This window comes from Streptomyces sp. NPDC015127, from assembly GCF_043080095.1.
Taxonomy (GTDB): Bacteria; Actinomycetota; Actinomycetes; order Streptomycetales; family Streptomycetaceae; genus Streptomyces.
In genome coordinates this window covers 337,710-360,816 of the sequence record NZ_JBIBVE010000006.1, presented here as the reverse complement: position 1 = coordinate 360,816, position 23,107 = coordinate 337,710, and the positions used below count along the sequence as shown (strand labels likewise).

Below are 23,107 nucleotides of genomic sequence, written 5' to 3'. Positions count from 1 at the left end.
GGCATCGGGCGATGCGGCCGTTCCGGCTGGTTCGATGGCTGCGTCTGCGCCGGCCGCGGCGCCGCCTGGTGGCACGGTCGCGCCCGCGCCGCAGGTACCGGGAGAGGCCGGTGACCGGGCATCGGGCGATGCGGCCGTTCCGGCTGGTTCGATGGCTGCGTCTGCGCCGGCCGCGGCGCCGCCTGGTGGCACGGTCGCGCCCGCGCCGCAGGCACCTGGAGAGGCCGGCGACCGGGCCTCGGACGATGAGGCTGTTCCGGCCGGAGGCCGGGGCACCCCTGGCGCAGGCCGCGTCGACCCCGCCGCCGACTCCGGCAAAGCCGCCTCCCCCGCGCGTAGCGGGATGGTCATGGCCGTCGGGTCCGTCGTGTCGCGGGCGACCGGGTTCGTGCGGTCGGCCGTTGTCGCCGCCGGGCTCGGTGTCGGGGTCGCCGCCGACGGGTACGCCGTCGGCAACTCCATCCCCACCATCGTCTACATGCTCCTCCTCGGCGGCGCGCTCAACGCCGTCTTCGTGCCCGAGCTCGTCAAGGCCGCCAAGGAGCACCCCGACGGCGGCGCCGCCTACACCGACCGGCTGCTCACCGTCTGCGTCCTCGCCCTGCTCGTCCTCACCGCCGCCGCCGTCTGGGCCGCGCCCGCCATCGTCGGCGCGTACACCGGCTACCGCGGCGAACAGGCGGCCCTGACCGTCGCGTTCGCCCGCTCCTGCCTGCCGCAGATCTTCTTCCTCGGCCTGTTCACCCTGCTCGGACAGGTCCTCAACGCCCGCGGCCGCTTCGGCGCGATGATGTGGACGCCCGTCCTCAACAACCTCGTCGTCATCGCCGTCTTCGGCCTGTACCTCGCCGTCGGCGCCGGCGGCACCCTCACCCCCGCCGAGACCGCACTGCTGGGCTGGGGCACCACCGCGGGCATCGCCGTCCAGGCACTCGCCCTGCTGCCCGTCCTGCGCGCCGCCCGGTTCCGGTTCCGCCCCCGTTTCGACTGGCGAGGCAGCGGACTCACCCGTCCCCTGCGCTCCGCCGGCTGGCTCGTGCTGCTCGTGCTGACCAACCAGGCCGCCTACTGGGTCACCACCAAGCTCGCCACCGCCGCCGGCGCACGCGCCGCCGCCGCGCACATCGACGGCGCCGGGTTCAGCGCGTACAACAACGCGTACATGCTGTGGGCCGTGCCGCACGGCATCGTCACCGTATCCCTCGTGACCGCGCTCATGCCGCGTATGAGCGCCGCCGCAGCCGACGGTGACACGGCCGCGGTGCGCCGGGACGTCGCGTATGCGCTGCGCACCGGCTCGGCCCTGATCGTCCCGGCCGCCTGCGCGCTGCTCGCCCTCGCCGGTCCGGTGATGGCGCTCGTCTTCCGGTACGGCGCCGTCGGCGCGGACGACACCGCGGTCATGGCGGGCATCCTCATGGCCTTCGCACCCGGACTCGTCGCGTTCTCCGGGCAGTACGTCCTCTCCCGCGCCTTCTACGCCCTGTCCGACACCCGTACCCCCTTTCTTCTCAACCTGGTGATCGCCGGCCTCAACGCGGCCCTGTCCACGACCGCGTACGCGCTGCTGCCCGCCCGCTGGGCGGTCACCGGCATCGCCGGGGCGTACTCGCTGGCTCTGTTCACGGGCTGGGCCGTCACCGCCTACGTCCTACACCGCAGGCTCGCCGGCGGCACCGGCGCCCTGTGGCGTTCGGCCGCCCTCCACGCCCAGCTGCGGCTGCTCGCCGCCGCCCTGCTCGCGGCCGCCGCCGCCCATCTCGCCGCCCGCTGGGCCGCCCCGGCCGGGGCGCTCGCCGCCACCGCCGCAGGCGTCCTCGCGATCGCGGCCGCCTTCGCCCTGCTCGCCCGGCCCCTGCGGCTGGACGGGACCACCGCGCTGCTGGCCGGGGCCGCCGCCCGGCTCCGGCGCCGCACCGACCGACGCTGACCCGACCTGGAGACACCCGCCCATGCCACGCGTCCTCCTCATCGAAGACGACCCCTCCGTACGCGAAGGGGTCGAACTCGGGCTGCGCCGCCGGGGCCACGAGGTCCGCACCGCCGCCACCGGCGAGGCGGGGCTCGACGCCCTGCACGCATTCCGGCCCGACCTGCTGCTGCTCGACCTGATGCTGCCCGGCATGAACGGTGTCCAGGTCTGCCGCCGCGTACGGGAGAACAGCCAGCTGCCCATCATCATGCTCACCGCCCGCGGCGACGACTTCGACGTGGTCGTCGGCCTGGAGGCGGGCGCGGACGACTACATCGTCAAACCGGCCCGCACCGAGGTGATCGAGGCCCGCATCCGGGCCGTGCTGCGCCGCATCGAGGGGCCGGGCGCCGGGAAGCCCGCCGTCGAGTTCCACGGCGAACTCGCCATCGACCGCGCCGGACTCACCGTCACCAAGGCCGGCCGGCCCCTCGCCCTCGCCCCCTCGGAGCTGAAGCTGCTGCTGCACCTGTCCGCGGCCCCGGAGCAGGTGTTCAGCCGTCAGCAACTACTGGAGCACGTCTGGGAGCACAGCTACCACGGCGACGCGCGGCTCGTCGACGCGTGCGTACGACGGCTGCGGACCAAGATCGAGGACTCCTCGGGCACCCCGCGCTACATCCAGACCCTGCGGGGCTTCGGCTACCGCTTCGGACCCCTGTGAGAAGCCGGACCGGGCGCCGCGCGGGCCAGGGGCCGGGGCCGGGCAGGCGCGGCGGGAGCAGCGGCGGCCGGGGCCGTATCGCCGCCTTCGGACTGCGCACCCGGCTGGTCATCGCCTTCCTGCTCGTAGCCGTTGTCAGCGCCGGGACGACCGCGGCCCTCACCTACCGCGAGGCGCGCAACGCGGTCCTCGCCAGCGCCCAGGACACGGCGGTGGAGTCCTTCCGCGAGCAGGTCCAGACGCTCGGCGTCGGGCTGCCCGTGGACCGCACCGTGATGCAGGAGCTGCTGCGCGGCATCGCCCGCAAGGCCAAACCGCATCCCTGGGTCGTCTTCGCCGAGTACGGCTCGCTGCGCGTCTCCTCCGGCACGAGCCCCGCCTCGACCGTGATCACGGAGGACCTGCGCCGCACCGCACGCTCCGGCTCCCCGCACGGCAGCTTCGAACGCGTCGTCAAGGACGGCGTCCCGTACCTGACCGTCGCCATGCCCGTGGTGGTGAAGGTCGGCTCGGGCGGCACGCTGCCCACGGGGCTCGTCCTGTACGCGGTGATGAGGATGACGGACGAACAGGCGAACATCGACGCCCTGGTCGCCGCGGCCCGGGACGGCGCCCTGCCCGGCCTCGCGATCGCGCTCGTGCCCGCGCTGTTCGCCGCGCGCAGTGTCCTGCGGCCGGTCCGCGAGCTGCGTGCGGCCGCACGTTCCATGGGCAGCGGCCGGCTCGACACCCGGATCCGCATCCGGGGACGCGACGAACTCGCCGAACTGGCCGGCACGTTCAACGAGTCCGCGGCCCAACTGGAGAGATCCGTCGACGAACTGCAGCAGGCCGAGGCCCGCGCCCGCCGCTTCGCCTCCGACGTCTCGCACGAACTGCGCACGCCGCTCGCCGGGATGCTCGCCGTCACCGAGGTGCTCGACGAGGACGCGGACACCCTCGACCCGGACACCGCGCGGGCCGTGCGCCTGATCAGCGCGGAGACGGGCAAGCTCGCGGTCCTCGTCGAGGACCTGATGGAGATCTCCCGCTTCGACGCCCGCGCCGCCGAGCTCAACACCGACGAGGTCGACGCCGCGGAGACCATACGCAAGACCCTGGAGAACCGGCACTGGACCGACCGGGTCCGCACCGAGCTGCCCGACGGCATCCGCTTCCGCCTCGACCCCCGCCGCTTCGACGTCGTCGTCGCCAACCTCGTCGGCAACGCGCTGCGGCACGGCGGCGCGCCCGTCACCGTACGGCTGCGCACCGGGACGGGCCCGGACGGCACACCGCTGCTGGTCACCGAGGTCACCGACAGCGGGCCCGGTATCCGCCCCGACGTGCTGCCGCACATCTTCGACCGCTTCTACAAGGCGGACGCGGCACGTACCCGGTCGGCGGGCAGCGGACTGGGACTCGCGATCACCCAGGAGAACGTACGACTCCACGGCGGCACGATCCGCGCCGCCAACGGGCCCGCGGGCGGCGCGGTGTTCACCGTCGAGCTTCCCGCCGAGCCGGAAAGGGGGGCGGTGACGGCATGATGCAGCGCGTACGCGCCGCCCTGGCGGGACTCGCGGCAGCGGCCTTGCTCACGGCCTGCGGCATCCAGGAGTCCGACGTCATCGAGGCGGGCGGCCCCGCCACCATCGATGTGCTCCCCGCACGCGAGGTGCGGATGCTCCTCTTCTTCTACTCCCCGGACGGCGTCCTGATGCCGGTGAGCCGCTACACGGGCGACCCCTTCGGCGACTCCGCCGTCGAGCGCACCCGCCCGTCGACCGACAAGACCGTCGCGGCGCTGCTGGGCGGCCCGAACGCGGAGGAGGCCGGGTACGGGCTCCGCAGCGACGTCTCCCTGCCGCCCGCGGGCCTCGCGCCGAAGGTCGAACCGGGCCCGGGCACGGTGGTCGTCACGATCGCCGCCCCTGTCCGCGACCTGAGCAGGCCCGCGCGGCGGCAGCTCGTCTGCACGATCGCCTACGCCGAGGACGCCGACGGACAGACGCAGGTGACCCTCCGTGGCGTGGACGGCACACTCGACCCGGCCCGCTGTGACACCGGCTCGGGCCCGGTGGCGACCGACGAGCCCCGCCGGGCGGACCACGCACCGGAGGAGGGGTCCGGTGAGCAGCCGGTCCCCCGGCCGACCCCTACCGCAACTCCGCCAGCACCGAGTCCGTGAACGCCGGCCACGCCTCGATCGCCCACGGCCCGAACGCCCGGTCCGTGAGCGCCACGCACGCGGCACGCGCGTCCGGGTCGATCCACAGGAAGGTGCCGGACTGGCCGAAGTGGCCGAAGGTGCGCGGCGATGAGGAAGCGCCGGTCCAGTGCGGGGACTTGGCGTCGCGGATCTCGAAGCCGAGACCCCAGTCGTTGGGCCTCTGGTGGCCGTACCCGGGCAGGATCCCGGACAGCCCCGGATGCACGACGGACATGGCCTCCAGCACCGTGCGCGGATCCAGCAGCCGCGGCGCCTGCACCTCGGCCGCGAACCGCACGAGGTCGTCGACCGTCGAGACGCCGTCCTTGGCCGGAGAGCCCTCCAGCGTGGTCGAGGTCATCCCGAGCGGCTCCAGCACCGCCTGGTGCAGGTACTCGGCGAAGGGGATCTCGGTCGCCTTGGCGATGTGGTCGCCGAGCGCCTCGAACCCCGCGTTCGAGTAGATCCGGCGCGTGCCCGGCGCGGCCATCACCCGGTGCTCGTCGAAGGCCAGCCCCGAGGTGTGGGCGAGCAGATGCCGGACGGTCGCGCCGTCCGGCCCGGCCGGCTCGTCGAACTCGATCGCGCCCTCCTCGTACGCCACCAGCGCCGCGTACGCCGCGAGCGGCTTGGTGACGGAGGCCAGCGGGAAACGGCGGCCGGTCGGGCCGTGGGAACCGGCCACTGTCCCGTCGGCGCGCACGACGGCGGCCGCCGCGGTCGGTACCGGCCAGTTCTCGATCATCGCCAGGCTCTGCATGTCTACGAGCCTAGACGGTGCTACAGCGTGAGCCGCATGGTCGGGTCGGGAGTGCGGACGAAGCCCAGCGACGCGTAGAGCGGCTCGCCCTCCGAGGAGGCGCGCAGGTCGATCCGGCGCACGTCCCGCTCGCGGAACCAGCCGAGCAGGCCCTCCATGCAGGCACGCGAGTGGCCGCGGCGGCGCATGTCCTCGTCCGTGGCGACGCTGAACACGTAGCCGGTCGTGCCCTGCGGGTTGCCCGGGCCGCCCAGCCGGTACTCGATGGTGCCCACCGCGCAGGCCGCGAGCCCGCCGCCGGGCCGGTCGACGACATACGCCGCCAGGGCGCCGGACGGGTCCGCCAGCCGGTTGCGCAGCGTCGCCACGGCGGCGGGCTGCCAGCTCACATCCGGATGCGGGCCGTGGCACGAGTCCTGCATCACCTTGCGCAGGCGGACCAGCTCTTCGGCGTCGGACGGGACGGCGGGGCGTGCGGTGCGTCCTGAACTCATGGTCCGGGAGGCTAGTTCGGGCTGCACTCCGATCGCCACAGGATTCCCCTTGCTTCGAGTGCACTCCAGGGTTTTAGCGTGGACCGCATGACGGTGATCGAGAGCAGGGCCGCCCGGACCGATCTCTGCAAGGCGGCACCCCCCGCGCATCCGCGCCCCGACGGCCAGGACCGCTACACGATCAGCGAGGTCGTCGCCTTCACCGGACTCAGCGCGCACACCCTGCGCTGGTACGAGCGGATCGGGCTGATGCCGCACATCGACCGCTCGCACACCGGGCAGCGCCGGTTCACCAACCGCGACCTCGACTGGCTCGGCTTCGTCGGCAAACTCCGGCTGACCGGGATGTCCGTCGCGGACATGGTCACGTACGCCGAGATGGTCCGCGAGGGCGAGCACACCTTCGAGGCACGCGCGGACCTGCTGCAGCGGACCCGGCGCGCCGTCGTCGACCGGATCGCCGAACTCCAGGACACGCTCGCGGTGCTGGACCACAAGATCGAGTACTACGCGGACGCCCGCACGGCGTCGGAGAGGGTCTGACCCTGATGAGCAACAGCAGGATCCGCCAGGTGACGCTCGGGACACACGGCCCGCAGGTCGGCGTCCAGGGCCTCGGCTGCATGGGCATGAGCGAGTTCTACGGCGACACGGACGAGGCCGCGGCGCGGCAGACCCTGGAGGGGGCGCTCGCCGGGGGCGTCACGCTCTTCGACACGGCGGACGTGTACGGGCGGGGCGCCAACGAGGAGTTCCTCGCCCCCTTCGTCGCCGCGCACCGGGACGAGATCACACTGGCCACGAAGTTCGCCATCGAGCGCACCGACGACCCGCACTACCGGGGCGTGCGCAACGACCCCGCCTACATCCGGCAGGCTGCCGAGGACAGCCTGCGGCGACTGGGGACCGAGGTCATCGACCTCTACTACATGCACCGTCGCGACCCGGCCGTGCCGCTCGCCGAATCGGTCGGAGCGATGGTCGAGCTGGTGGAGCGCGGCCTCGTCAGGCATCTCGGCCTGAGCGAGGTCACCGGTGCCGAGCTGCGCGAGGCGCACGCCGTGCACCCCATCGCGGCGCTCCAGTCCGAGTGGTCGCTGTTCAGCCGGGACGTCGAACGCAGCGCGGTGGGCGCGGCGGCCGACCTGGGCGTGGCGCTCGTCCCGTACTCCCCGCTGGGGCGGGGCTTCCTCACGGGGGCGTTCACGGACGCGGGCACGGACCTGTCGGACGGCGACTTCCGCCGGTACCAGCCGCGCTTCACCGGCGAGAACGCGCGGACGAACGCGGCGCTGCTGGAGCCCGTCCACACGATCGCCGCCGCGCACGGGGTGACGGCTGCGCAGGTGGCCCTGGCGTGGGTCCACCAGCGCGCCCAGGTCCACGGCCTGACGGTGATCCCGATCCCCGGCACCCGCAGGACGACGCGCCTGCGGGAGAACCTGGCGGCGACGGAGCTGACGCTCGGCGCGGAGGAACTGGCGGAGCTGGAGCCGATCGCGGACCGGGTGGCGGGCGACCGCTACCCGGACATGTCGTCGACGGCGACGGTGCGGGAGTAAGGGGGCAGGGGGCGGTCTGGGGCTTCGCCCCGGACCCGGTACCGCGCTTCGCGCGGTGTCCTCGAACTCCCCTCTACGGCCTGGCGACCGTGGGTGGGGGTACCTCCCACGGCCGCCAGGCCGTAGGGGGAGTGCCCCCAGACGGGCTGGATTTCGCTCCGCGAAAGCAGCCCCGCCGGCGTCTGAGGCGCGGGGTCTGGGGCGGAGCCCCAAACGAGCGCGCCGCGCATACCCAGCCCCGCCGGCGTTTGAGGCGCGGGGGCGCGGGGGCGGAGCCCCCGGAACACCGCGCGAAGCGCGGTGCGGGGTCTGGGGCGAAGCCCCAGTTACGGGAAAGGGCGGGGTGGGGAAGCGTCACAGCTCCGCCAGTAGCTCCGCCTTCTTCTTGGTGAACTCCTCGTCCGTCACCAGCCCCGCCAAATGCAGGTCCCCCAAGTGCCGTATCCGGTCCGCGATGTCCGCCGGGTCGCGGCGGGCCGGGGGTGCCGTCAGGGCGGGGGCCGGTGACTGGGCGCGCACCGACTCCAGCACCGCCGCCGCGAACGGCAGCGATTCGTGCACCGGGCCGTAGCCCAGGCCGAACACCACCGCCGCCGGATCCTGGTCCGCTTGCGACGCGGGCGCGTGCGCAGGCGCACACGCGCCGGGGCGCGGCAGCAGGCGCAGGTAGCCGTCGAACGCCTCCGGCGAGCGCCACTCCACCCCCGTCAGCTCGGACACCGGGAAACTCTGGTCGCCCGCGTTCCACTTGGCGGTTGACGCCGCCGTGCGCGACCAGCGGAATCTCACCCGCGAGCCGTCGAAGGACGCCTTTCCGTCGTACGCCTTGAAACCGAGCGGCGCCGGGGGCGCGGAGACCGTGTACCGGTCGGCGGGCCGGTCCGCGTCGGGGCCGAGCGCGTCGCGCAGCGCGTCCGCGTAGTACTCGGCGAGCGTCTCGCGCTCCGCGGGCAGCACCAGCCGGTACGGATCGGAGGCGTCCCCCAGCTGACCCGCCGCCGCGTCCATCAGCGGGTCGGCTCCCTGTCTCGGTACGGCATGCAGGACAACGGTCCCCGGCTTGCCGTGCGTGAGTGTCACCGCGGCCAACGCCTCGTGGGGGACGCGCCGTTCACGCAGGGCGGAAAAGAGCTTCGGCCTGCGGACCCCCCGATCGAAGCGGATGAGCACGGAGTCGGTATCGAACTCCCAGGTGGCTTGAATTCCGGCCAGCACATCACCCATGTGCCTCATCGTATGCGGCCGACGCCGGTCCGTCGCCCCTCGGTCACCAGCCCGTTCCACGGCGCTCTACGCGCGTTGGTCCGGGTCCTCGCCGTAAATACCGCTGCGGCATGTGTCGGTGTCGCCTGCGCAGCTGATTCCCTCGTAGGAACCGACGCCTATCTCGGCGAAGTTGTGGACGCTCTCCGTACCCGGCTCGAAATAGCCGGTGTGCCCGATCGCGCCCTCCGCGGAGACGACCCGCGCCCCGAACTCCGGCGTCACCGGGTCCTCGCCGTGCCCGAGCCCGCCGACCGCCAGGTGCGGCACGTCCTGGATCCAGTCGTCGCCGTCGCGCGTGGCCCACACGCGGGCCCTGGTCCCGAGTTCGGCGACGTTCTCCGCGCGCATGCCCGGGCTGCCGGCGACCGCGATGTCCTCGACGCGGGCCGGCAGGTTCCTGGCGGCGACTCCGCAGACCACGGAGCCGTAGCTGTGGCAGAAGAGCGCGACCTTGGAGTCGCCGGGCAGCGCCTCGGTGAGGGCGCTGAGCCGCACGGCGCCGCTCTCGGCGAGCCGGCCGATCGCCGAGTCCATGCCGACGCCGACCGGCGAGGTGTAGTCGGCCCAGGCGATGACGGCGGTACGCACCTGGGGCGCGGCGGCGCGTTCGGCGGCGTACAGCGACTGCGCCATGCCGACCGGCGCGCTGTATCTGCGGGCCGTCTTCTGGAACGTGAGCAGGTTGGTGTCGACGCCGGGGACGATCACCGACACGCGCTCGGCGCGGTCGAGGTCGCCGAAGACCTCGGCGACCCGGCCGGGTCCCGTCGGGTCGAAGGCGAGGATCTGCCGGTCCGTGTCCATCAGCGCGCGGAACCGGTGCATCCGCCGGACCGCCTCGTGGTGGCCTTCCGCGGTGAGGTCCGGGTCGGCCACACGCCGCCGTTCGGCGGCCAGCGATTCGGCGAGCGCGTGCCGGTTCGCCCGGTAGCGCAGGGTGACGGGCGCGCCGTTGAGATTGCCGACGACATGGGGGTAGTCGGCGGCGAGCCGCTTGCCCCGGGCGCTGCCGATCGACGCGAAGAACGCGGCGAACCGGCCAGGGGCGGAGTCCGGTGCGGGCAGCGCCTCGGCTCCGACCCGGGCCTTGCGCCAGCCCGCCAGTTCCGCGGCAAGCGCGGTGCTCGGGCCGCCCTGATCTCGTATGGCGGTCCATCCGGTGGTCGCCAGCATCATGAAGACCACCGTCAGGGCGAGCAGGGCGCGCCAGACGGTCGGGGCGGGGGAGGCGTCGAAAGAAGTCACTGCGGGACACCCTAGGAGAAGGGTGGCCGGGCACGCGAAGAGGGTGAGGCAGATCACGTGTGAAGGGGGGAATGCAGGGGCAGGAGGGTGACGTTCCGTGCGCGCGGCGTACGCATCAGTGCAAGACCGCGTGCCGCGCGCCCCGTTGACGCCCTGCGCGCCCGCCGTACGCCCTGGGGCGCGGTCCGGCCTCCGTGGTGCGCCCTGCGACGGCCCTTGCGGACCTCCCGCCGGCGCCCGGGGCCCATCGCTGAGTGCCGCGGCCGTCTGGCCGCCCCCGCGCCGCGGACCGGCGGGCCTACCCCCCGGCGCCGTCAGGCGCCCCCGCGCCAGTTTTCGGCCAGGGCCGGGGCCAGGTGGTCGAGGTACGTCTCCGTGAGCGCGCGGATCGACTCCACGCTCGGGTCCTCGCCCCGGCCCCACAGCCGTCCGGTCACCCGGATGACTCCGCCGAACGCCGCCACGGCCACCCGTGGCCGCGGGTCGGCGTCCACGTCCAGGCCCTCGCGCTCGGCGATCAGGCGGGCGAGCAGGTCCTCCATGTCCACGGAGCGCCGCAGGTGCGCCGCGAGGAGTGCGGGGGTCGACTCGATCATCAGAAAGCTGCGCATGTGCAGGTCGAGCGGGACGATCTCCTCGATGGCGCCCTCGATCGTGTCCCAGGACGCGGAGACGGCGTTGCGCATCGCCTCGAAGGGGCCTTCCTCGGCGGGCCGTTCGCGCAGGGCGGCGACGTAGTGCGACTCGGCCAGTTCCTGGACGGCGAAGGCGACCTCCTCCTTGCTGGCGAAGTACCGGAAGAAGGTGCGCTGGGACACCTCGACCGCGTCGACGATCTCGTCGACCGTCGTCCGCTCGTAGCCCTGGGTGGTGAACAGCTCAAGGGCCGCGCGCACCAGTGCGTCACGGGTGCGCTGCTTCTTGCGGGCACGCAGTCCGGTCGGCTCGACCGTCACGTCATCGTCCTCTTTCCCCGGCGTTCGTCCTGTTGAGCGTACCTGTGAGCGACGTGACAGCTACCGACTTGTGAACCCGTTTGTCAACTGTCAGTCGCTGACATTAGCCTCGCTGTATGACTAGTCAGACCACCGTCGCAAAGGCGCCGAGAGACTCCGGAGGTCCCCAGGACTCCGCCCCGGCGCCCGTCAAGGGGCTGCGCGGCCACCCCTGGCTGACCCTGTTCGCCGTCGCCATCGGTGTGATGATGGTCGCGCTCGACGGCACGATCGTCGCGATCGCCAACCCCGCGATCCAGAAGGACCTCGGCGCATCCCTGTCCCAGGTCCAGTGGATCACCAACGGCTACCTGCTCGCCCTCGCCGTCGCCCTGATCACGGCGGGCAAGCTGGGCGACCGCTTCGGCCACCGCCAGACGTTCCTGATCGGCATCGCGGGCTTCGCCGCCGCTTCAGCGGCGATCGGTCTGTCCGACTCCATCGCCCTCGTCATCGTCTTCCGCGTGTTCCAGGGCCTGTTCGGCGCACTGCTCATGCCGGCCGCCCTCGGCCTGCTGCGCGCCACGTTCCCCGCCGAGAAGCTGAACATGGCCATCGGCATCTGGGGCATGGTCATCGGCGCCTCCACGGCGGGCGGCCCGATCCTCGGCGGGCTGCTCGTCGAGCACGTCAGCTGGCAGTCGGTGTTCTTCATCAACGTGCCCGTCGGCGTCGTCGCCCTCGTCTTCGGCCTGGTGATCCTCAAGGACCACCGCGCCGACAACGCACCGCGTTCGTTCGACATCCCGGGCATCGTGCTGCTGTCGGGCGCCATGGGCGCGCTCGTCTACGGGCTGATCAAGGCGGGCGAGTCCTGGGGCTGGGGCGGCGGCCGTACGTGGCTGTGCCTCGGCGGCGCGGTGCTCCTCTTCGTCCTCTTCGCCTTCTGGGAGACGAAGGTCAAGGAGCCGCTGATCCCGCTCGGCCTCTTCCGCTCCGTCCCGCTCACCGCGGGCACGGTCCTGATGGTCCTCATGGCCTTCGCCTTCATGGGCGGCCTGTTCTTCGTGACGTTCTACCTCCAGGGCGTGAAGGGCCTCAGCCCGGTCGACAGCGGTCTGCGGCTGCTGCCCCTCACGGCGATGATGATCGTGTCCTCGCCGCTGGCGGGCGCCCTGATCGCCAAGTTCGGGCCACGCGTGCCGCTCGTCGGCGGCATGGTCTGCACGGCGGTGGCGATGTTCGGGATGACCGCCCTGACCGAGGGCACCGGCACGTTCGTGATGTCCCTCTGGTTCGCCCTGCTCGGCCTCGGTCTCGCGCCGGTCATGGTGGGTGCCACCGAGGTCATCGTCGGCAACGCCCCGCTGGAGCTCTCCGGTGTCGCCGGCGGCCTCCAGCAGGCGGCCATGCAGGTCGGCGGCGCTCTGGGCACGGCCGTGCTGGGTGCCGTCATGTCCTCCAAGGTCAGCGCCGAGTTCGCGGACAACTGGCAGGCCGCGGGCATCCCCGTTCCGCCGGACCCGCGGCTGGAGGAGGCCGCCGAGTTCGGTGCGGTCCCCGCGGAGCTGGCGAAGGCGCCGGGCATGACCCCGGATCTGGTCACCAGGATCGGTGACGTCATCCATGACACGTTCATGTCCGGGATGGGCCTGGCGTTCACCGTCGCCGGTGTCGTCGCGGTCGTCGCCGCCCTGGTCGCCACGCTCACCAAGCGCGGAGCGAACGCGGAGGCCGGTGCGGGCGGCGCCCACATCTGACGTCAACCGCGTGCACAGCGAAGCCCCGCCGGGCACCCCGGCGGGGCTCTCGCCTATCCGGGTGATCATGAACAGGGGCCCTTCCGCGGCCGTGTCACCGCGGGTCAGGCTGCGGCCAAGTAATCCACACGACACGGGGGTTGATCCATATGCGTCTGCGCACGACTCTTGCCGCGGCCACCTTCGCCGCCACCGCCCTGCTCGCACCCGCCGCCACCGCGGCTCCCGCGGCGCCACCCCGCCTCGGGGCGTGCGCCGCCGGTGAGCTGTGCCTCTGGGCGAAGAGCGGTTTCCAGGGCGCCCGCGCGGCCCACGAGCTCGCCGGCATCGACATCGACAGCTGCGTCCCGCTGCCGGACGGCACCACCGCGGCCTCGCTCGCCAACCGGACCGGCCGGCCGGTGACCACGTACCAGTCCGCGGAGTGCGCGGAGACGGGCGAGTTCGAGACCTACCCCGGCGGCGGAACGTGGGTGCCCGAATCGCCCTATCGCGTACGGGCGTTCAAGGTCTGGGAGAACTAGGAGGAGCGCGGCGTGGGGGTCCCCCGGCGAAGCCAGGGGGAGAGCCGAAGGGGCGCGGCGGTGTCGAAAGGGAGTGGGGGCACCTCCCGCCGCAGGCAGGGGGAGCGCGGAGGCTGCGAGGAACGAGCAGTCGAGCACGATCGACCGTCGACGCCGTCTCAAGGCGCCCCGGTGGGGGTCCCCCCGGCGGAGCCAGGGGGGGAACCGAGCCTCAAGAATCAGCCTGCTCGGGCACGGAGGCGGACGCCTCCGTGCCCGACAGCCGTGCCACCTCCCTGCGCAGCTGCTTCACCTCGGCCGTCAGCGCCTCCAGCAGCGCGGTCTGCCGCCGCTCCTCGGCGTCGTCCCTCTCGAAGCGGGCGATGAACCAGGCCGCGATGTTGGCCGTCACCACACCGAGCAGCGCGATGCCCGAGATCATCAGCCCGACCGCCAGCAGCCGGCCGAGTCCGGTCGTCGGCGCGTGGTCGCCGTAGCCGACCGTCGTCATCGTCGTGAACGACCACCACACGGCGTCGCCGAGGGTCTTGATGTTCCCGTCGGGGGCGTCCCGCTCCACCCGCAGCACCGCGAGCGAGCCGAACATCATCAGCCCCACCACCGCCCCGCCGACATAGGTCGTCAGCGTGATCTGCGGGGCCATCCGGGCCCGCCGCCCCACCAGGAGCAGCGTGGAGACCAGCCGCAGCAGCCGCAGCGGCTGCACGAGCGGCAGCGCCACCGCGAGCAGGTCGAGCGGATGGCTGCGCACGAACAGCCACTTCCCGGGTGCCAGGGCCAGCCGTACGAGATAGTCCCCGGCGAACGCCGCCCACACCGCCCACTCGGCCAGCGTGCACACGCTGTGCACCCACGCGTCCGCGCCGGGCGCGACGATCGGCACCGCGTACGCGACGGCGAACGCCACGGCGAGCCCCAGCAGCGGTCCCTGGGTGCGCGCTTCCCAGCGCATCTGCGCCGTTCGTTCCTTCATGGGGCGCATCGTAAAGGGGGTGTGCGGGGACGAACCCCGCACACCCCCTCGGTACGACAGCGGTTACGCGTCGCCGCCGGCCGCGCCCGGGTCCGCCGCCGACACGTCGAGCAGCTGGTAGCGGTCCACCGCCTGCTTCAGCACGCTGCGGTCCACCTTGCCCTCACGCGCCAGCTCGGTGAGCACCGCCAGCACGATCGACTGCGCGTCGATGTGGAAGTACCGGCGGGCCGCCCCGCGGGTGTCCGCGAAGCCGAAGCCGTCGGCGCCCAGCGAGGTGTACGTGCCCGGCACCCAGCGGGAGATCTGGTCGGGCACGGAGCGCATCCAGTCCGAGACCGCGACGAACGGGCCCTCCGCGCCGGACAGCTTCTGCGTCACATACGGGACGCGCTGCTCCTCCTCGGGGTGGAGCAGGTTGTGCTCCTCGGCCTCGACGGCGTCGCGCCGCAGCTCGTTCCACGAGGTCGCCGACCACACGTCGGCGCGCACGTTCCACTCCTCGGCGAGGATCCTCTGCGCCTCGACCGCCCACGGCACGGCCACACCCGACGCCATGATCTGCGCCGGGATCGAGCCCTGCTCGCCCCGCTGGAAGCGGTGGATGCCCTTGACGATGCCGTCCACGTCCACGTCGGCCGGCTCGGCCGGGTGCTGGATCGGCTCATTGTAGACGGTGAGGTAGTAGAAGACGTCCTCGCCGTGCGGGTGTTCGGCGTCGCCGCCGTACATACGGCGCAGACCGTCCTTGACGATGTGCGCGATCTCGAAGCCGAACGCCGGGTCGTAGGCGACGCAGCCCGGGTTGGTCGAGGCGAGCAGCTGCGAGTGGCCGTCCGCGTGCTGAAGGCCCTCGCCGGTCAGCGTGGTGCGGCCGGCCGTCGCGCCGAGCACGAAGCCGCGCGCCAGCTGGTCGGCCATCTGCCAGAACTGGTCGCCGGTGCGCTGGAAGCCGAACATCGAGTAGAAGACGTAGACCGGGATGAGCGGCTCGCCGTGCGTCGCGTACGCCGAACCGGCCGCGATCAGCGAGGCCGTGCAGCCCGCCTCCGAGATGCCGTCGTGCAGCATCTGACCGGTCGGCGACTCCTTGTACGCGAGCAGCAGCTCGCGGTCCACGGCCTCGTACTGCTGGCCGAGGGGGTTGTAGATCTTCGCGCTCGGGAAGAACGAGTCCATGCCGAAGGTGCGGTACTCGTCGGGCGCGATCAGCACGAACCGCTTGCCGATCTCCTTGTCCCGCATGAGGTCCTTCAGCAGCCGGACGAAGGCCATGGTGGTGGCGATCGACTGCTGACCGGAGCCCTTCTTCACAGCCGCATACGTCTTGTCGTCCGGCAGGACGAGCGGCTTGGAGCGCACGACGCGGGTGGGCACGTAACCGCCGAGCGACTTGCGGCGGTCGTGCATGTACTGGATCTCCTCCGAGTCGCGGCCCGGGTGGTAGTACGGCGGGGCGCCGTTCTCCAGCTGGGCGTCGGAGATCGGGATGTGCAGGCGGTCGCGGAAGCGCTTGAGGTCGTCGACCGTCAGCTTCTTCATCTGGTGCGTGGCGTTGCGGCCCTCGAAGTTCGGGCCGAGCGTCCAGCCCTTGACCGTCTGCGCGAGGATCACGGTCGGCTGGCCCTTGTGGGCGCGGGCCGCCGAGTACGCCGCGAAGATCTTCTTGTGGTCGTGACCGCCGCGGCCCAGGTGCAGGATCTGCTCGTCGGTCATGTTCTCGACCATGGCGCGCAGGCGGTGGTCGTCCCCGAAGAAGTGCTCGCGGATGTACGCGCCGGTCTCGGTGGCGTACGTCTGGAACTGACCGTCCGGGGTGGTGTTCAGCTTGTTGACCAGCACGCCGTCGCGGTCCTGCGCGAGCAGCGGGTCCCAGGTGCGGTCCCAGACCAGCTTGATCACGTTCCAGCCGGCGCCGCGGAACTGCGACTCCAGCTCCTGGATGATCTTGCCGTTGCCGCGCACCGGCCCGTCGAGGCGCTGCAGGTTGCAGTTGACGACGAAGGTCAGGTTGTCCAGGCCCTCACGGGCGGCGATGGACAGCTGGCCCAGCGACTCGGGCTCGTCCATCTCGCCGTCGCCGAGGTAGGCCCACACGTGCGAGTCGGAGGTGTCGGCGATGCCGCGGGCCTCCATGTAGCGGTTCATCCGCGCCTGGTAGATCGCGCCGAGGGGGCCGAGGCCCATAGAGACGGTCGGGAACTCCCAGAAGTCCGGCATCAGCCGCGGGTGCGGGTAGCTGGACAGACCGTGGGGCGCCTTCGACTTCTCCTGGCGGAACGCGTCGAGCTGCTGCTCGGAGAGCCGGTCCAGCAGGAACGCCCGGGCGTAGATACCGGGGGAGGCGTGCCCCTGGAAGAAGATCTGGTCGCCGCCCTTGCCGTCGTCCTTGCCGCGGAAGAAGTGGTTGAAGCCCACGTCGTACAGAGAGGCGGAGGACGCGAACGTGGCGATGTGGCCGCCGACGCCGATGCCGGGGCGCTGTGCGCGGGAGACCATCACCGCGGCGTTCCAGCGGGTCGCGTTGAGGACCTTGCGCTCGATCTCCTCGTTGCCGGGGAAGAACGGCTCGTCCTTGGTGGCGATGGTGTTGACGTAGTCCGTGCTGCGCATCTCGGGCACGGCGACGCGCTTCTCGCGGGCCCGCTCGATCAGACGGAGCATCAGGTAGCGGGCACGCTCGCGGCCCCGCTCGTCGACGGCTGCGTCGAGGGAGTCCAGCCACTCCTTGGTCTCTTCAGGATCGAAGTCCGGGACCTGGCTGGGAAGGCCGCCAATGATGATCGGGTTGCGATCGGATCCGGAAGCCACGCTATTCCTTCGCTGTTCGGGGGTCTGCCGCGACGAGATGACGGGAAGACGCGCTGACGTGATGTCGGGGAAGCTGTCGCACCGCCTCCATCGTGTACCGCAGGGAGGCGTACGTCATCTCTACCGAGGGGTAACCCTCGGACTTCATGACATCGGGCCGCGACCCGGGGTACCGGCCCGGCCAAATCGCAACCATACGCTCAACCCGTCCATGTGTTCCGTTCGACCGTTCGGTTCCGATTGGGGGATCGAGGGTAGATATGCCGCGAAGGCGGTCAAAACGTTCGGCCGCCTTTACGCACGGCTCATCGGGCGCTGCCTGGAGTTGCGCCGAGACGGCCGCAAACGTCACCGTTTCGGCGGTCCGTACGGCCGGGTACTTGCGCGATCCGTCCCGCCCGTGTGGACTACGGCCAATGCCACGCGTACGCGCGTGGCCTAAGGCATTCCCAAAGAAACAAGATCAGGAGGCAAGCCGTGAGCGCGACCGCGGACCACGCGGAGACGAACCTGGCCGCAAGGCTGGGTTTCCAGCCCGACCAGGTGGTCCAGGAGATCGGCTACGACGAGGACGTCGACCAGGAGCTCCGCGAGGCGATCGAACAGGTCACCGGCACCGAGCTCGTCGACGAGGAATACGACGACGTCGCCGATGCCGTGGTGCTCTGGTTCCGCGAGGACGACGGGGACCTGACCGACGCGCTGGTGGATGCCATCGCGTACATGGAGGAAGGCGGTCAGATCCTGCTGCTGACGCCGAAGACCGGTCGTGACGGCTACGTCGAGCCCAGCGACATCGGCGAGGCCGCCACCACCTCGGGCCTGTCGCAGACCAAGAGCATCAGCGCCGGCAAGGACTGGGCGGGCACCCGCCTGGTGACGCCGAAGGCGGCGGCGAAGAAGCGCTAGCCGCGAGAGGAAGCGCCGGCCGCAGCGCCGAGGTGAGATCCGACAGCATCGCGAGGCCCCCGCCGACTTTCCGTCGGCGGGGGCCTCGCGCATGGTGCCCGCGCGCTCTGCGTAGGGTGGTCGTTCACCTGATCGGCTCACAGAAGGGATGCGATTTCCATGGCCATCGAGGTCGGTGACAAGGCTCCGGAGTTCGCGCTCAAGGACAACCACGGGCGCACCGTCACGCTCTCCGAGTTCCGCGGCGAGAAGAACGTGGTGCTCCTCTTCTACCCCTTCGCCTTCACCGGCGTGTGCACGGGCGAGCTGTGCGCCCTGCGCGACGAGCTGCCCACGTTCGTCAACGACGACACCCAGCTCCTCGCGGTCTCCAACGACTCCATCCACACCCTGCGCGTCTTCGCCGAGCAGGAGGGCCTCGAGTACCCGCTGCTCTCCGACTTCTGGCCGCACGGCGAGGTGTCCCGGGCCTACGGCGTCTTCGACGAGGAGAAGGGCTGCGCGGTGCGCGGCACCTTCATCATCGACAAGGAGGGCATCGTGCGCTGGACCGTGGTCAACGCCCTGCCCGACGCCCGTGACCTGAACGACTACGTCACGGCTCTCGGCGCGCTCTGACCCGCCGGGCGGGCCGGCCCCCGGCGACCCGCAGGGGTTTCCCGGGGATCGCCCGGAAATAGCACAGCGGCCGGGAACCGGTCACTAGGATCCTTTCGTTGATCCCAACAGCAACGCACGACGGGGGCGCTGCCCCTGGACATCCAATGGAGGGACTCGTGGGAGTCAGCCTCAGCAAGGGCGGCAACGTCTCGCTGACCAAGGAGGCCCCTGGCCTGACCGCCGTCACCGTCGGTCTCGGCTGGGACGTCCGTACCACCACCGGCACGGACTTCGACCTCGACGCCAGTGCCATCCTGGTCAACGGAGAGGGCAAGGTCCGCAATGACCAGGACTTCGTGTTCTTCAACAACCTGAAGAGCGCCGACGGCTCGGTCGAGCACACCGGGGACAACCTCACCGGCGAGGGCGAGGGCGACGACGAGCAGGTCAAGGTGAACCTGGCCGGTGTCCCCGCCGACGTCGACAAGATCATCTTCCCGGTGTCGATCTACGACGCCGAGACCCGTCAGCAGTCCTTCGGCCAGGTCCGCAACGCGTTCATCCGCGTCGTGAACCAGGCCGGCGGCGCCGAGATCGCCCGGTACGACCTCTCCGAGGACGCGTCCACCGAGACGGCGATGGTCTTCGGCGAGCTCTACCGGCACGGCGCGGAGTGGAAGTTCCGTGCCGTCGGCCAGGGCTATGCCTCGGGCCTGCGCGGCATCGCGCAGGACTTCGGCGTGAACGTCTGAGCCAAGCACGTCCATGTCCGGCGCCGCACTCCTTCAGGTGCGGCGCCGGACGTGCCTCGCAACAAAGCCCACCAGGGGAGGACTCACCATCATGGGCGTCACGCTCGCCAAGGGAGGCAATGTCTCCCTCTCCAAGGCCGCACCCAACCTCACACAGGTCCTCGTCGGGCTCGGCTGGGACGCACGCTCCACCACCGGAGCGCCCTTCGACCTCGACGCCAGTGCCCTGCTCTGCCAGAACGGCCGCGTGCTCGGCGACGAGTGGTTCGTCTTCTACAACCAGCTCACCAGCCCCGACGGCTCCGTCGAGCACACCGGTGACAACCTCACGGGTGAGGGCGACGGCGACGACGAGTCGCTCCTGGTGGACCTCTCCAAGGTGCCGGCCACGGTCGACAAGATCGTCTTCCCGGTCTCCATCCACGACGCGGACAACCGCGGCCAGACCTTCGGCCAGGTCAGCAACGCCTTCATCCGCGTGGTCAACCAGGCCGACGGTCAGGAGCTCGCGCGCTACGACCTCAGCGAGGACGCCTCGACGGAGACCGCGATGATCTTCGGCGAGCTCTACCGGTACGGGGGCGAGTGGAAGTTCCGGGCCGTAGGACAGGGGTACGCGTCGGGGCTGCGAGGCATCGCTCTAGACTTCGGGGTCAACGTTTCGTAAAGCCGCGTGCGGCGCGGGGGAGACCCTCCCTCAGGCATCGCCCGGGGGACAATTACACGATTGGGTAGCCAGTGGTTCTGAAAACCTTCGGCTGGTCGTTCGCCGTCACGGCGCTCGGCCTCGCATTCGCCGCCTGGCAGTGGGGCTGGGAGGCGTTCGGGATCGTACTGATCCTGTCGATCCTCGAGATCTCGCTGTCCTTCGACAACGCGGTCGTCAATGCCGGGATCCTCAAGAAGATGAATGCCTTCTGGCAGAAGATCTTCCTGACCATCGGCATTCTGATCGCCGTCTTCGGTATGCGGCTGGTCTTCCCCGTCGTCATCGTCGCCATCAGCGCCAAGGTCGGACCGATCGAAGCGGTCCAGCTCGCCATGGACAACCCCGGTCGGTACGAGGACCTCGTCACCGACGCGCACGCGGCCATCGCCGCGTTCGGTGGCATGTTCCTGCTGATGATCTTCCTGGACTTCATGTTCGAGGAGCGCGACCACAAGTGGCTGGCCTGGCTGGAGCGCCCGTTGGCCAAGCTCGGCAAGGTCGACATGCTCTCGGTCTGCATCGCGCTGATCGTCCTCATGGTCACCGCCATGACCTTCGCCACCCACGCGCACACCAGCACCGGGTACGCCGACAAGTCGGCCACCGTGCTCCTCTCCGGCGTCGCCGGCCTGATCACCTACCTGGTCGTCGGCGGCCTGTCCGGCTACTTCGAGGACAAGCTGGAGGAAGAGGAGGAGCGCGAGCACGAGGAGGAGGAGCAGGCCAAGAAGGAAGGCAAGCCGGTCTCCGCGGTCGGCCTGGCCGGCAAGGCGGCGTTCTTCCTCTTCCTGTACCTGGAGGTCCTCGACGCGTCCTTCTCCTTCGACGGCGTCATCGGCGCCTTCGCCATCACCAACCACATCTTCTGGATGGCGCTCGGCCTCGGCATCGGCGCGATGTACGTCCGGTCGCTCACCGTCTACCTGGTCCGCCAGGGCACTCTGGACGAGTACGTCTACCTGGAGCACGGCGCGCACTACGCGATCGGCGCGCTCGCGGTCATCCTGCTCATCACCATCCAGCACGAGATCAGCGAGGTCATCACCGGCCTCGTCGGTGTGTTCCTGATCGCCGCCTCCTTCTGGTCCTCGCTCCGGCGCAACAAGGCGATCCACGACGCCGAGGGCAAAGCTGACTCGGGCGACAAAGCCGGAGTGTCGTCCGGGGTGTGACACCCTCCGCGAGGAGGGAACGCTCTGAACGGGGCGGTCACGAGGTTCTCGAGCCTCGGGACCGCCCCGCGACATGACGCGGGGACCGGACGACCGAGTGTGGGGTGGGGCATGGCCTTCTGGGACAACCTGTTTCGGGGGAGCGCGGTGCAGTTCGATTCCGGCAGCGCCGCCACCAACTCCATAGAGCTGACCAAACGGCGCCCGACGGTCTCGCTCACCAAGCAGGGCGCGGCCACCGGCAATCTGCGCGTCAACCTCTCCTGGCGGATGCGCACCTCCGACATCGAGGGGCGCTCGCGCCAGGCCGGCCGGCTCCTGCGCCACCCCTTCAAGCTCTTCCAGCCCGACGTGGTCCAGGCCCACACCCAGGGCGTGGTCAACGTGGACCTGGACCTCGGCTGCCTGTACGAGCTGAGTGACGGCAGCAAGGGCGTGGTGCAGCCGCTGGGCAGCTTCTTCGGCAGCCTGAACGAACCGCCGTACGTGCGCCTCAGCGGCGACGACCGCTTCGGCGCCCCCTCCGGCGAGACGATCTACGTCAACCTCGACCACCGCGACGAGATCAAGCGCCTGCTCTTCTTCGTCTACATCTACGACCAGACGCCCGCCTTCGACCGCACGCACGCGCACTGCACGCTCTACCCGAGCAACGGCCCCCGCGTGGAGATCGAGCTCGACGAGAGAGCGCCTCAGGCCCGCTCCTGCGCGGTGTTCTCCGTCGAGAACGTCAAGGGAGAGCTGATGGTGCGCCGCGAGGTGAAGTTCGTGTACGGCTTCCAGGCAGAGCTCGACCGGCTGTACGGATGGGGCCTGCAGTGGGGCCGGGGCTACAAGAGCCGGGTCTGACCGCGAGCGGGCCGCGGCCGGTGCGCGGGTGAGCGTCCCGCGCCGGGGCCCGCGGCTACGGCCGCAGGAACTGCGGGCCCATGGGAGGCAGTCGGAAGTTCGGGTCGGGCGCGTGCGCGGCCAGGGGAGCGGGCTGCGGATAGCCGTACCCGGAGGCGGGCGGCGCGGTCTGCGGCGGGGGCGGGGCGGTCTGCGGGTAGCCGTACGCGGGCCGCGTCGCATCCGACTGCGGATAGCCGTACGCGGGCGCGGCTGTGGGTGCGGGCTGTGCCGGCAGGGGCGGGGCCGCGTGTGTCCGCGCCTCCGGCTCCGCGGAAGGCTCCGCGGAGGGCTCGGCGGACGGCTCGGCGGCCGCCTCCGCCTCGTCCACCGAGATGCCGAACGCGGTCGCGAGCCCCACGAGACCGGTCGGGTAGCCCTGCGCCACCGCGCGGAACTTCCAGCCCTCACCGCGCCGGTACAGCTCGCCGCAGATGATCGCCGTCTCCTCGCCGGTCTCCGGCTTCACGTCGAAGACGGCCAGCGGCTCCCCGGCGGGCACGGCCGCGTCGTGGAGCAGTATGCGCAGATCCCGTACATGCTCGAAGGTGCCGCCGTCGGAGGAGGCGGCGATCACGACCTGATCGACGGAGGAGTCCAGTGCCCCCAGATCCGCCTCGACGGTGTCCGTCAGATGCCCGTCGATCCGCTTCTTCGGCAGCCGCCGCACCAGACCCGAGGGGTGGCGCGGCTGGTTGTAGAAGACGAAGTCCTCGTCGGAGCGCACACGGCCGCCGGCGCCGAGCAGCAGCGCCGATGCGTCCACGTCCGGGATCCCGGTGCCCGGGGTCCAGCGCAGCACGGCCCGTACGGCCGTGGCATCGAGAGGGACGTTCGAGCCCTTCAGCATCGCGTGCGTCATGCCCGTCATCCTGCCTGCCCGAGGGCACCCGGGACAACGCGGGTGCCTGTTCGCGGCG

General features: G+C 71.3%; 22 protein-coding genes. 14 read left to right on the top strand and 8 right to left on the bottom strand.

Annotated elements, in window-relative coordinates:
• Positions 1 to 349: 349 nt before the first annotated feature.
• Genes murJ through ACF08N_RS14940 form a run of 4 tightly spaced genes read left to right on the top strand, consistent with a single transcriptional unit; the run spans position 350 to position 4,806 of the window.
• On the top strand, positions 350 to 1,930 hold the full coding sequence (gene murJ, locus ACF08N_RS14955; protein WP_392325010.1) for a murein biosynthesis integral membrane protein MurJ: 1,581 nt from the start codon (positions 350 to 352) through the stop codon (positions 1,928 to 1,930).
• Positions 1,931 to 1,952: 22 nt separating this feature from the next.
• Positions 1,953 to 2,636 (top strand): response regulator, encoded by a 684-nt coding sequence (locus ACF08N_RS14950; RefSeq protein WP_392325009.1) that lies wholly within the window; start codon positions 1,953 to 1,955, stop codon positions 2,634 to 2,636.
• Positions 2,633 to 4,165, top strand: a complete 1,533-nt coding sequence (locus ACF08N_RS14945; protein WP_392325008.1) for an ATP-binding protein — start codon at positions 2,633 to 2,635, stop codon at positions 4,163 to 4,165. The genes ACF08N_RS14950 and ACF08N_RS14945 overlap by 4 nt, the downstream gene beginning before the upstream one ends.
• A complete protein-coding gene (locus ACF08N_RS14940) occupies positions 4,162 to 4,806 on the top strand; it encodes a hypothetical protein (protein ID WP_392325007.1) in 645 nt (214 codons plus the stop codon). The genes ACF08N_RS14945 and ACF08N_RS14940 overlap by 4 nt, the downstream gene beginning before the upstream one ends.
• Here the strand turns inward: ACF08N_RS14940 and ACF08N_RS14935 are convergent.
• The gene (locus ACF08N_RS14935; RefSeq protein ID WP_392325006.1) at positions 4,775 to 5,587 is read right to left on the bottom strand and encodes a serine hydrolase domain-containing protein; all 813 of its coding nucleotides are present in this window, start codon (positions 5,585 to 5,587) and stop codon (positions 4,775 to 4,777) included. The genes ACF08N_RS14940 and ACF08N_RS14935 overlap by 32 nt on opposite strands.
• Before the next feature lie 20 nt (positions 5,588 to 5,607).
• Positions 5,608 to 6,081, bottom strand: a complete 474-nt coding sequence (locus ACF08N_RS14930) for a GNAT family N-acetyltransferase (RefSeq protein ID WP_392325005.1) — start codon at positions 6,079 to 6,081, stop codon at positions 5,608 to 5,610.
• An 87-nt stretch (positions 6,082 to 6,168) separates the two neighbouring features.
• On the opposite strand from ACF08N_RS14930, the gene ACF08N_RS14925 reads away from it, so the two are divergent.
• Together ACF08N_RS14925 and ACF08N_RS14920 are read left to right on the top strand one after the other, a co-directional pair.
• Entirely contained in the window at positions 6,169 to 6,624 is a 456-nt protein-coding gene (locus ACF08N_RS14925; protein ID WP_392325004.1) for a MerR family transcriptional regulator, read from the top strand.
• 5 nt (positions 6,625 to 6,629) lie between these two features.
• Positions 6,630 to 7,643 (top strand): aldo/keto reductase, encoded by a 1,014-nt coding sequence (locus ACF08N_RS14920; protein ID WP_392325003.1) that lies wholly within the window; start codon positions 6,630 to 6,632, stop codon positions 7,641 to 7,643.
• A gap of 354 nt (positions 7,644 to 7,997) precedes the next feature.
• On the opposite strand, the gene ACF08N_RS14915 is transcribed toward ACF08N_RS14920, so the two are convergent.
• From ACF08N_RS14915 to ACF08N_RS14905, 3 genes are all read right to left on the bottom strand, one after another.
• A complete protein-coding gene (locus tag ACF08N_RS14915) occupies positions 7,998 to 8,867 on the bottom strand; it encodes a DUF4429 domain-containing protein (RefSeq protein ID WP_392325002.1) in 870 nt (289 codons plus the stop codon).
• Positions 8,868 to 8,933: 66 nt separating this feature from the next.
• Positions 8,934 to 10,154, bottom strand: coding sequence for an alpha/beta hydrolase (locus tag ACF08N_RS14910; protein ID WP_392325001.1), 1,221 nt, complete (start codon positions 10,152 to 10,154; stop codon positions 8,934 to 8,936).
• Between the two features lie 314 nt (positions 10,155 to 10,468).
• The gene (locus ACF08N_RS14905) at positions 10,469 to 11,110 is read right to left on the bottom strand and encodes a TetR/AcrR family transcriptional regulator (protein ID WP_392325000.1); all 642 of its coding nucleotides are present in this window, start codon (positions 11,108 to 11,110) and stop codon (positions 10,469 to 10,471) included.
• Between the two features lie 116 nt (positions 11,111 to 11,226).
• On the opposite strand from ACF08N_RS14905, the gene ACF08N_RS14900 reads away from it, so the two are divergent.
• Both ACF08N_RS14900 and ACF08N_RS14895 read left to right on the top strand, forming a co-directional pair.
• Positions 11,227 to 12,849 (top strand): MFS transporter, encoded by a 1,623-nt coding sequence (locus ACF08N_RS14900; RefSeq protein WP_392324999.1) that lies wholly within the window; start codon positions 11,227 to 11,229, stop codon positions 12,847 to 12,849.
• A 155-nt stretch (positions 12,850 to 13,004) separates the two neighbouring features.
• Positions 13,005 to 13,373: a peptidase inhibitor family I36 protein gene (locus ACF08N_RS14895; RefSeq protein WP_392325062.1), complete on the top strand. Its 369-nt coding sequence runs from the start codon at positions 13,005 to 13,007 to the stop codon at positions 13,371 to 13,373.
• Between the two features lie 211 nt (positions 13,374 to 13,584).
• Here ACF08N_RS14895 and ACF08N_RS14890 read toward each other — a convergent pair whose 3' ends face one another.
• Complete coding sequence (locus ACF08N_RS14890) at positions 13,585 to 14,346, bottom strand: potassium channel family protein (protein ID WP_392324998.1); 762 nt, start codon at positions 14,344 to 14,346, stop codon at positions 13,585 to 13,587.
• A 63-nt stretch (positions 14,347 to 14,409) separates the two neighbouring features.
• On the bottom strand, positions 14,410 to 17,157 hold the full coding sequence (aceE, locus tag ACF08N_RS14885) for a pyruvate dehydrogenase (acetyl-transferring), homodimeric type (protein ID WP_392324997.1): 2,748 nt from the start codon (positions 17,155 to 17,157) through the stop codon (positions 14,410 to 14,412).
• A gap of 477 nt (positions 17,158 to 17,634) precedes the next feature.
• Between aceE and ACF08N_RS14880 the strand changes: the two genes are divergently transcribed.
• From ACF08N_RS14880 to ACF08N_RS14855, 6 genes are all read left to right on the top strand, one after another.
• Entirely contained in the window at positions 17,635 to 18,066 is a 432-nt protein-coding gene (locus ACF08N_RS14880) for a DUF3052 domain-containing protein (protein WP_392324996.1), read from the top strand.
• Between the two features lie 159 nt (positions 18,067 to 18,225).
• Positions 18,226 to 18,684 (top strand): peroxiredoxin, encoded by a 459-nt coding sequence (locus tag ACF08N_RS14875; protein ID WP_392324995.1) that lies wholly within the window; start codon positions 18,226 to 18,228, stop codon positions 18,682 to 18,684.
• Positions 18,685 to 18,842: 158 nt separating this feature from the next.
• A complete protein-coding gene (locus ACF08N_RS14870) occupies positions 18,843 to 19,418 on the top strand; it encodes a TerD family protein (RefSeq protein ID WP_392324994.1) in 576 nt (191 codons plus the stop codon).
• A 91-nt stretch (positions 19,419 to 19,509) separates the two neighbouring features.
• On the top strand, positions 19,510 to 20,085 hold the full coding sequence (locus tag ACF08N_RS14865) for a TerD family protein (protein WP_365990301.1): 576 nt from the start codon (positions 19,510 to 19,512) through the stop codon (positions 20,083 to 20,085).
• Positions 20,086 to 20,156: 71 nt separating this feature from the next.
• Positions 20,157 to 21,299, top strand: coding sequence for a DUF475 domain-containing protein (locus ACF08N_RS14860; protein WP_392324993.1), 1,143 nt, complete (start codon positions 20,157 to 20,159; stop codon positions 21,297 to 21,299).
• A gap of 111 nt (positions 21,300 to 21,410) precedes the next feature.
• Positions 21,411 to 22,148, top strand: a complete 738-nt coding sequence (locus ACF08N_RS14855; RefSeq protein WP_392324992.1) for a Tellurium resistance — start codon at positions 21,411 to 21,413, stop codon at positions 22,146 to 22,148.
• 55 nt (positions 22,149 to 22,203) lie between these two features.
• On the opposite strand, the gene ACF08N_RS14850 is transcribed toward ACF08N_RS14855, so the two are convergent.
• Entirely contained in the window at positions 22,204 to 23,058 is an 855-nt protein-coding gene (locus ACF08N_RS14850; RefSeq protein WP_392324991.1) for a TerD family protein, read from the bottom strand.
• Positions 23,059 to 23,107 lie beyond the last annotated feature (49 nt).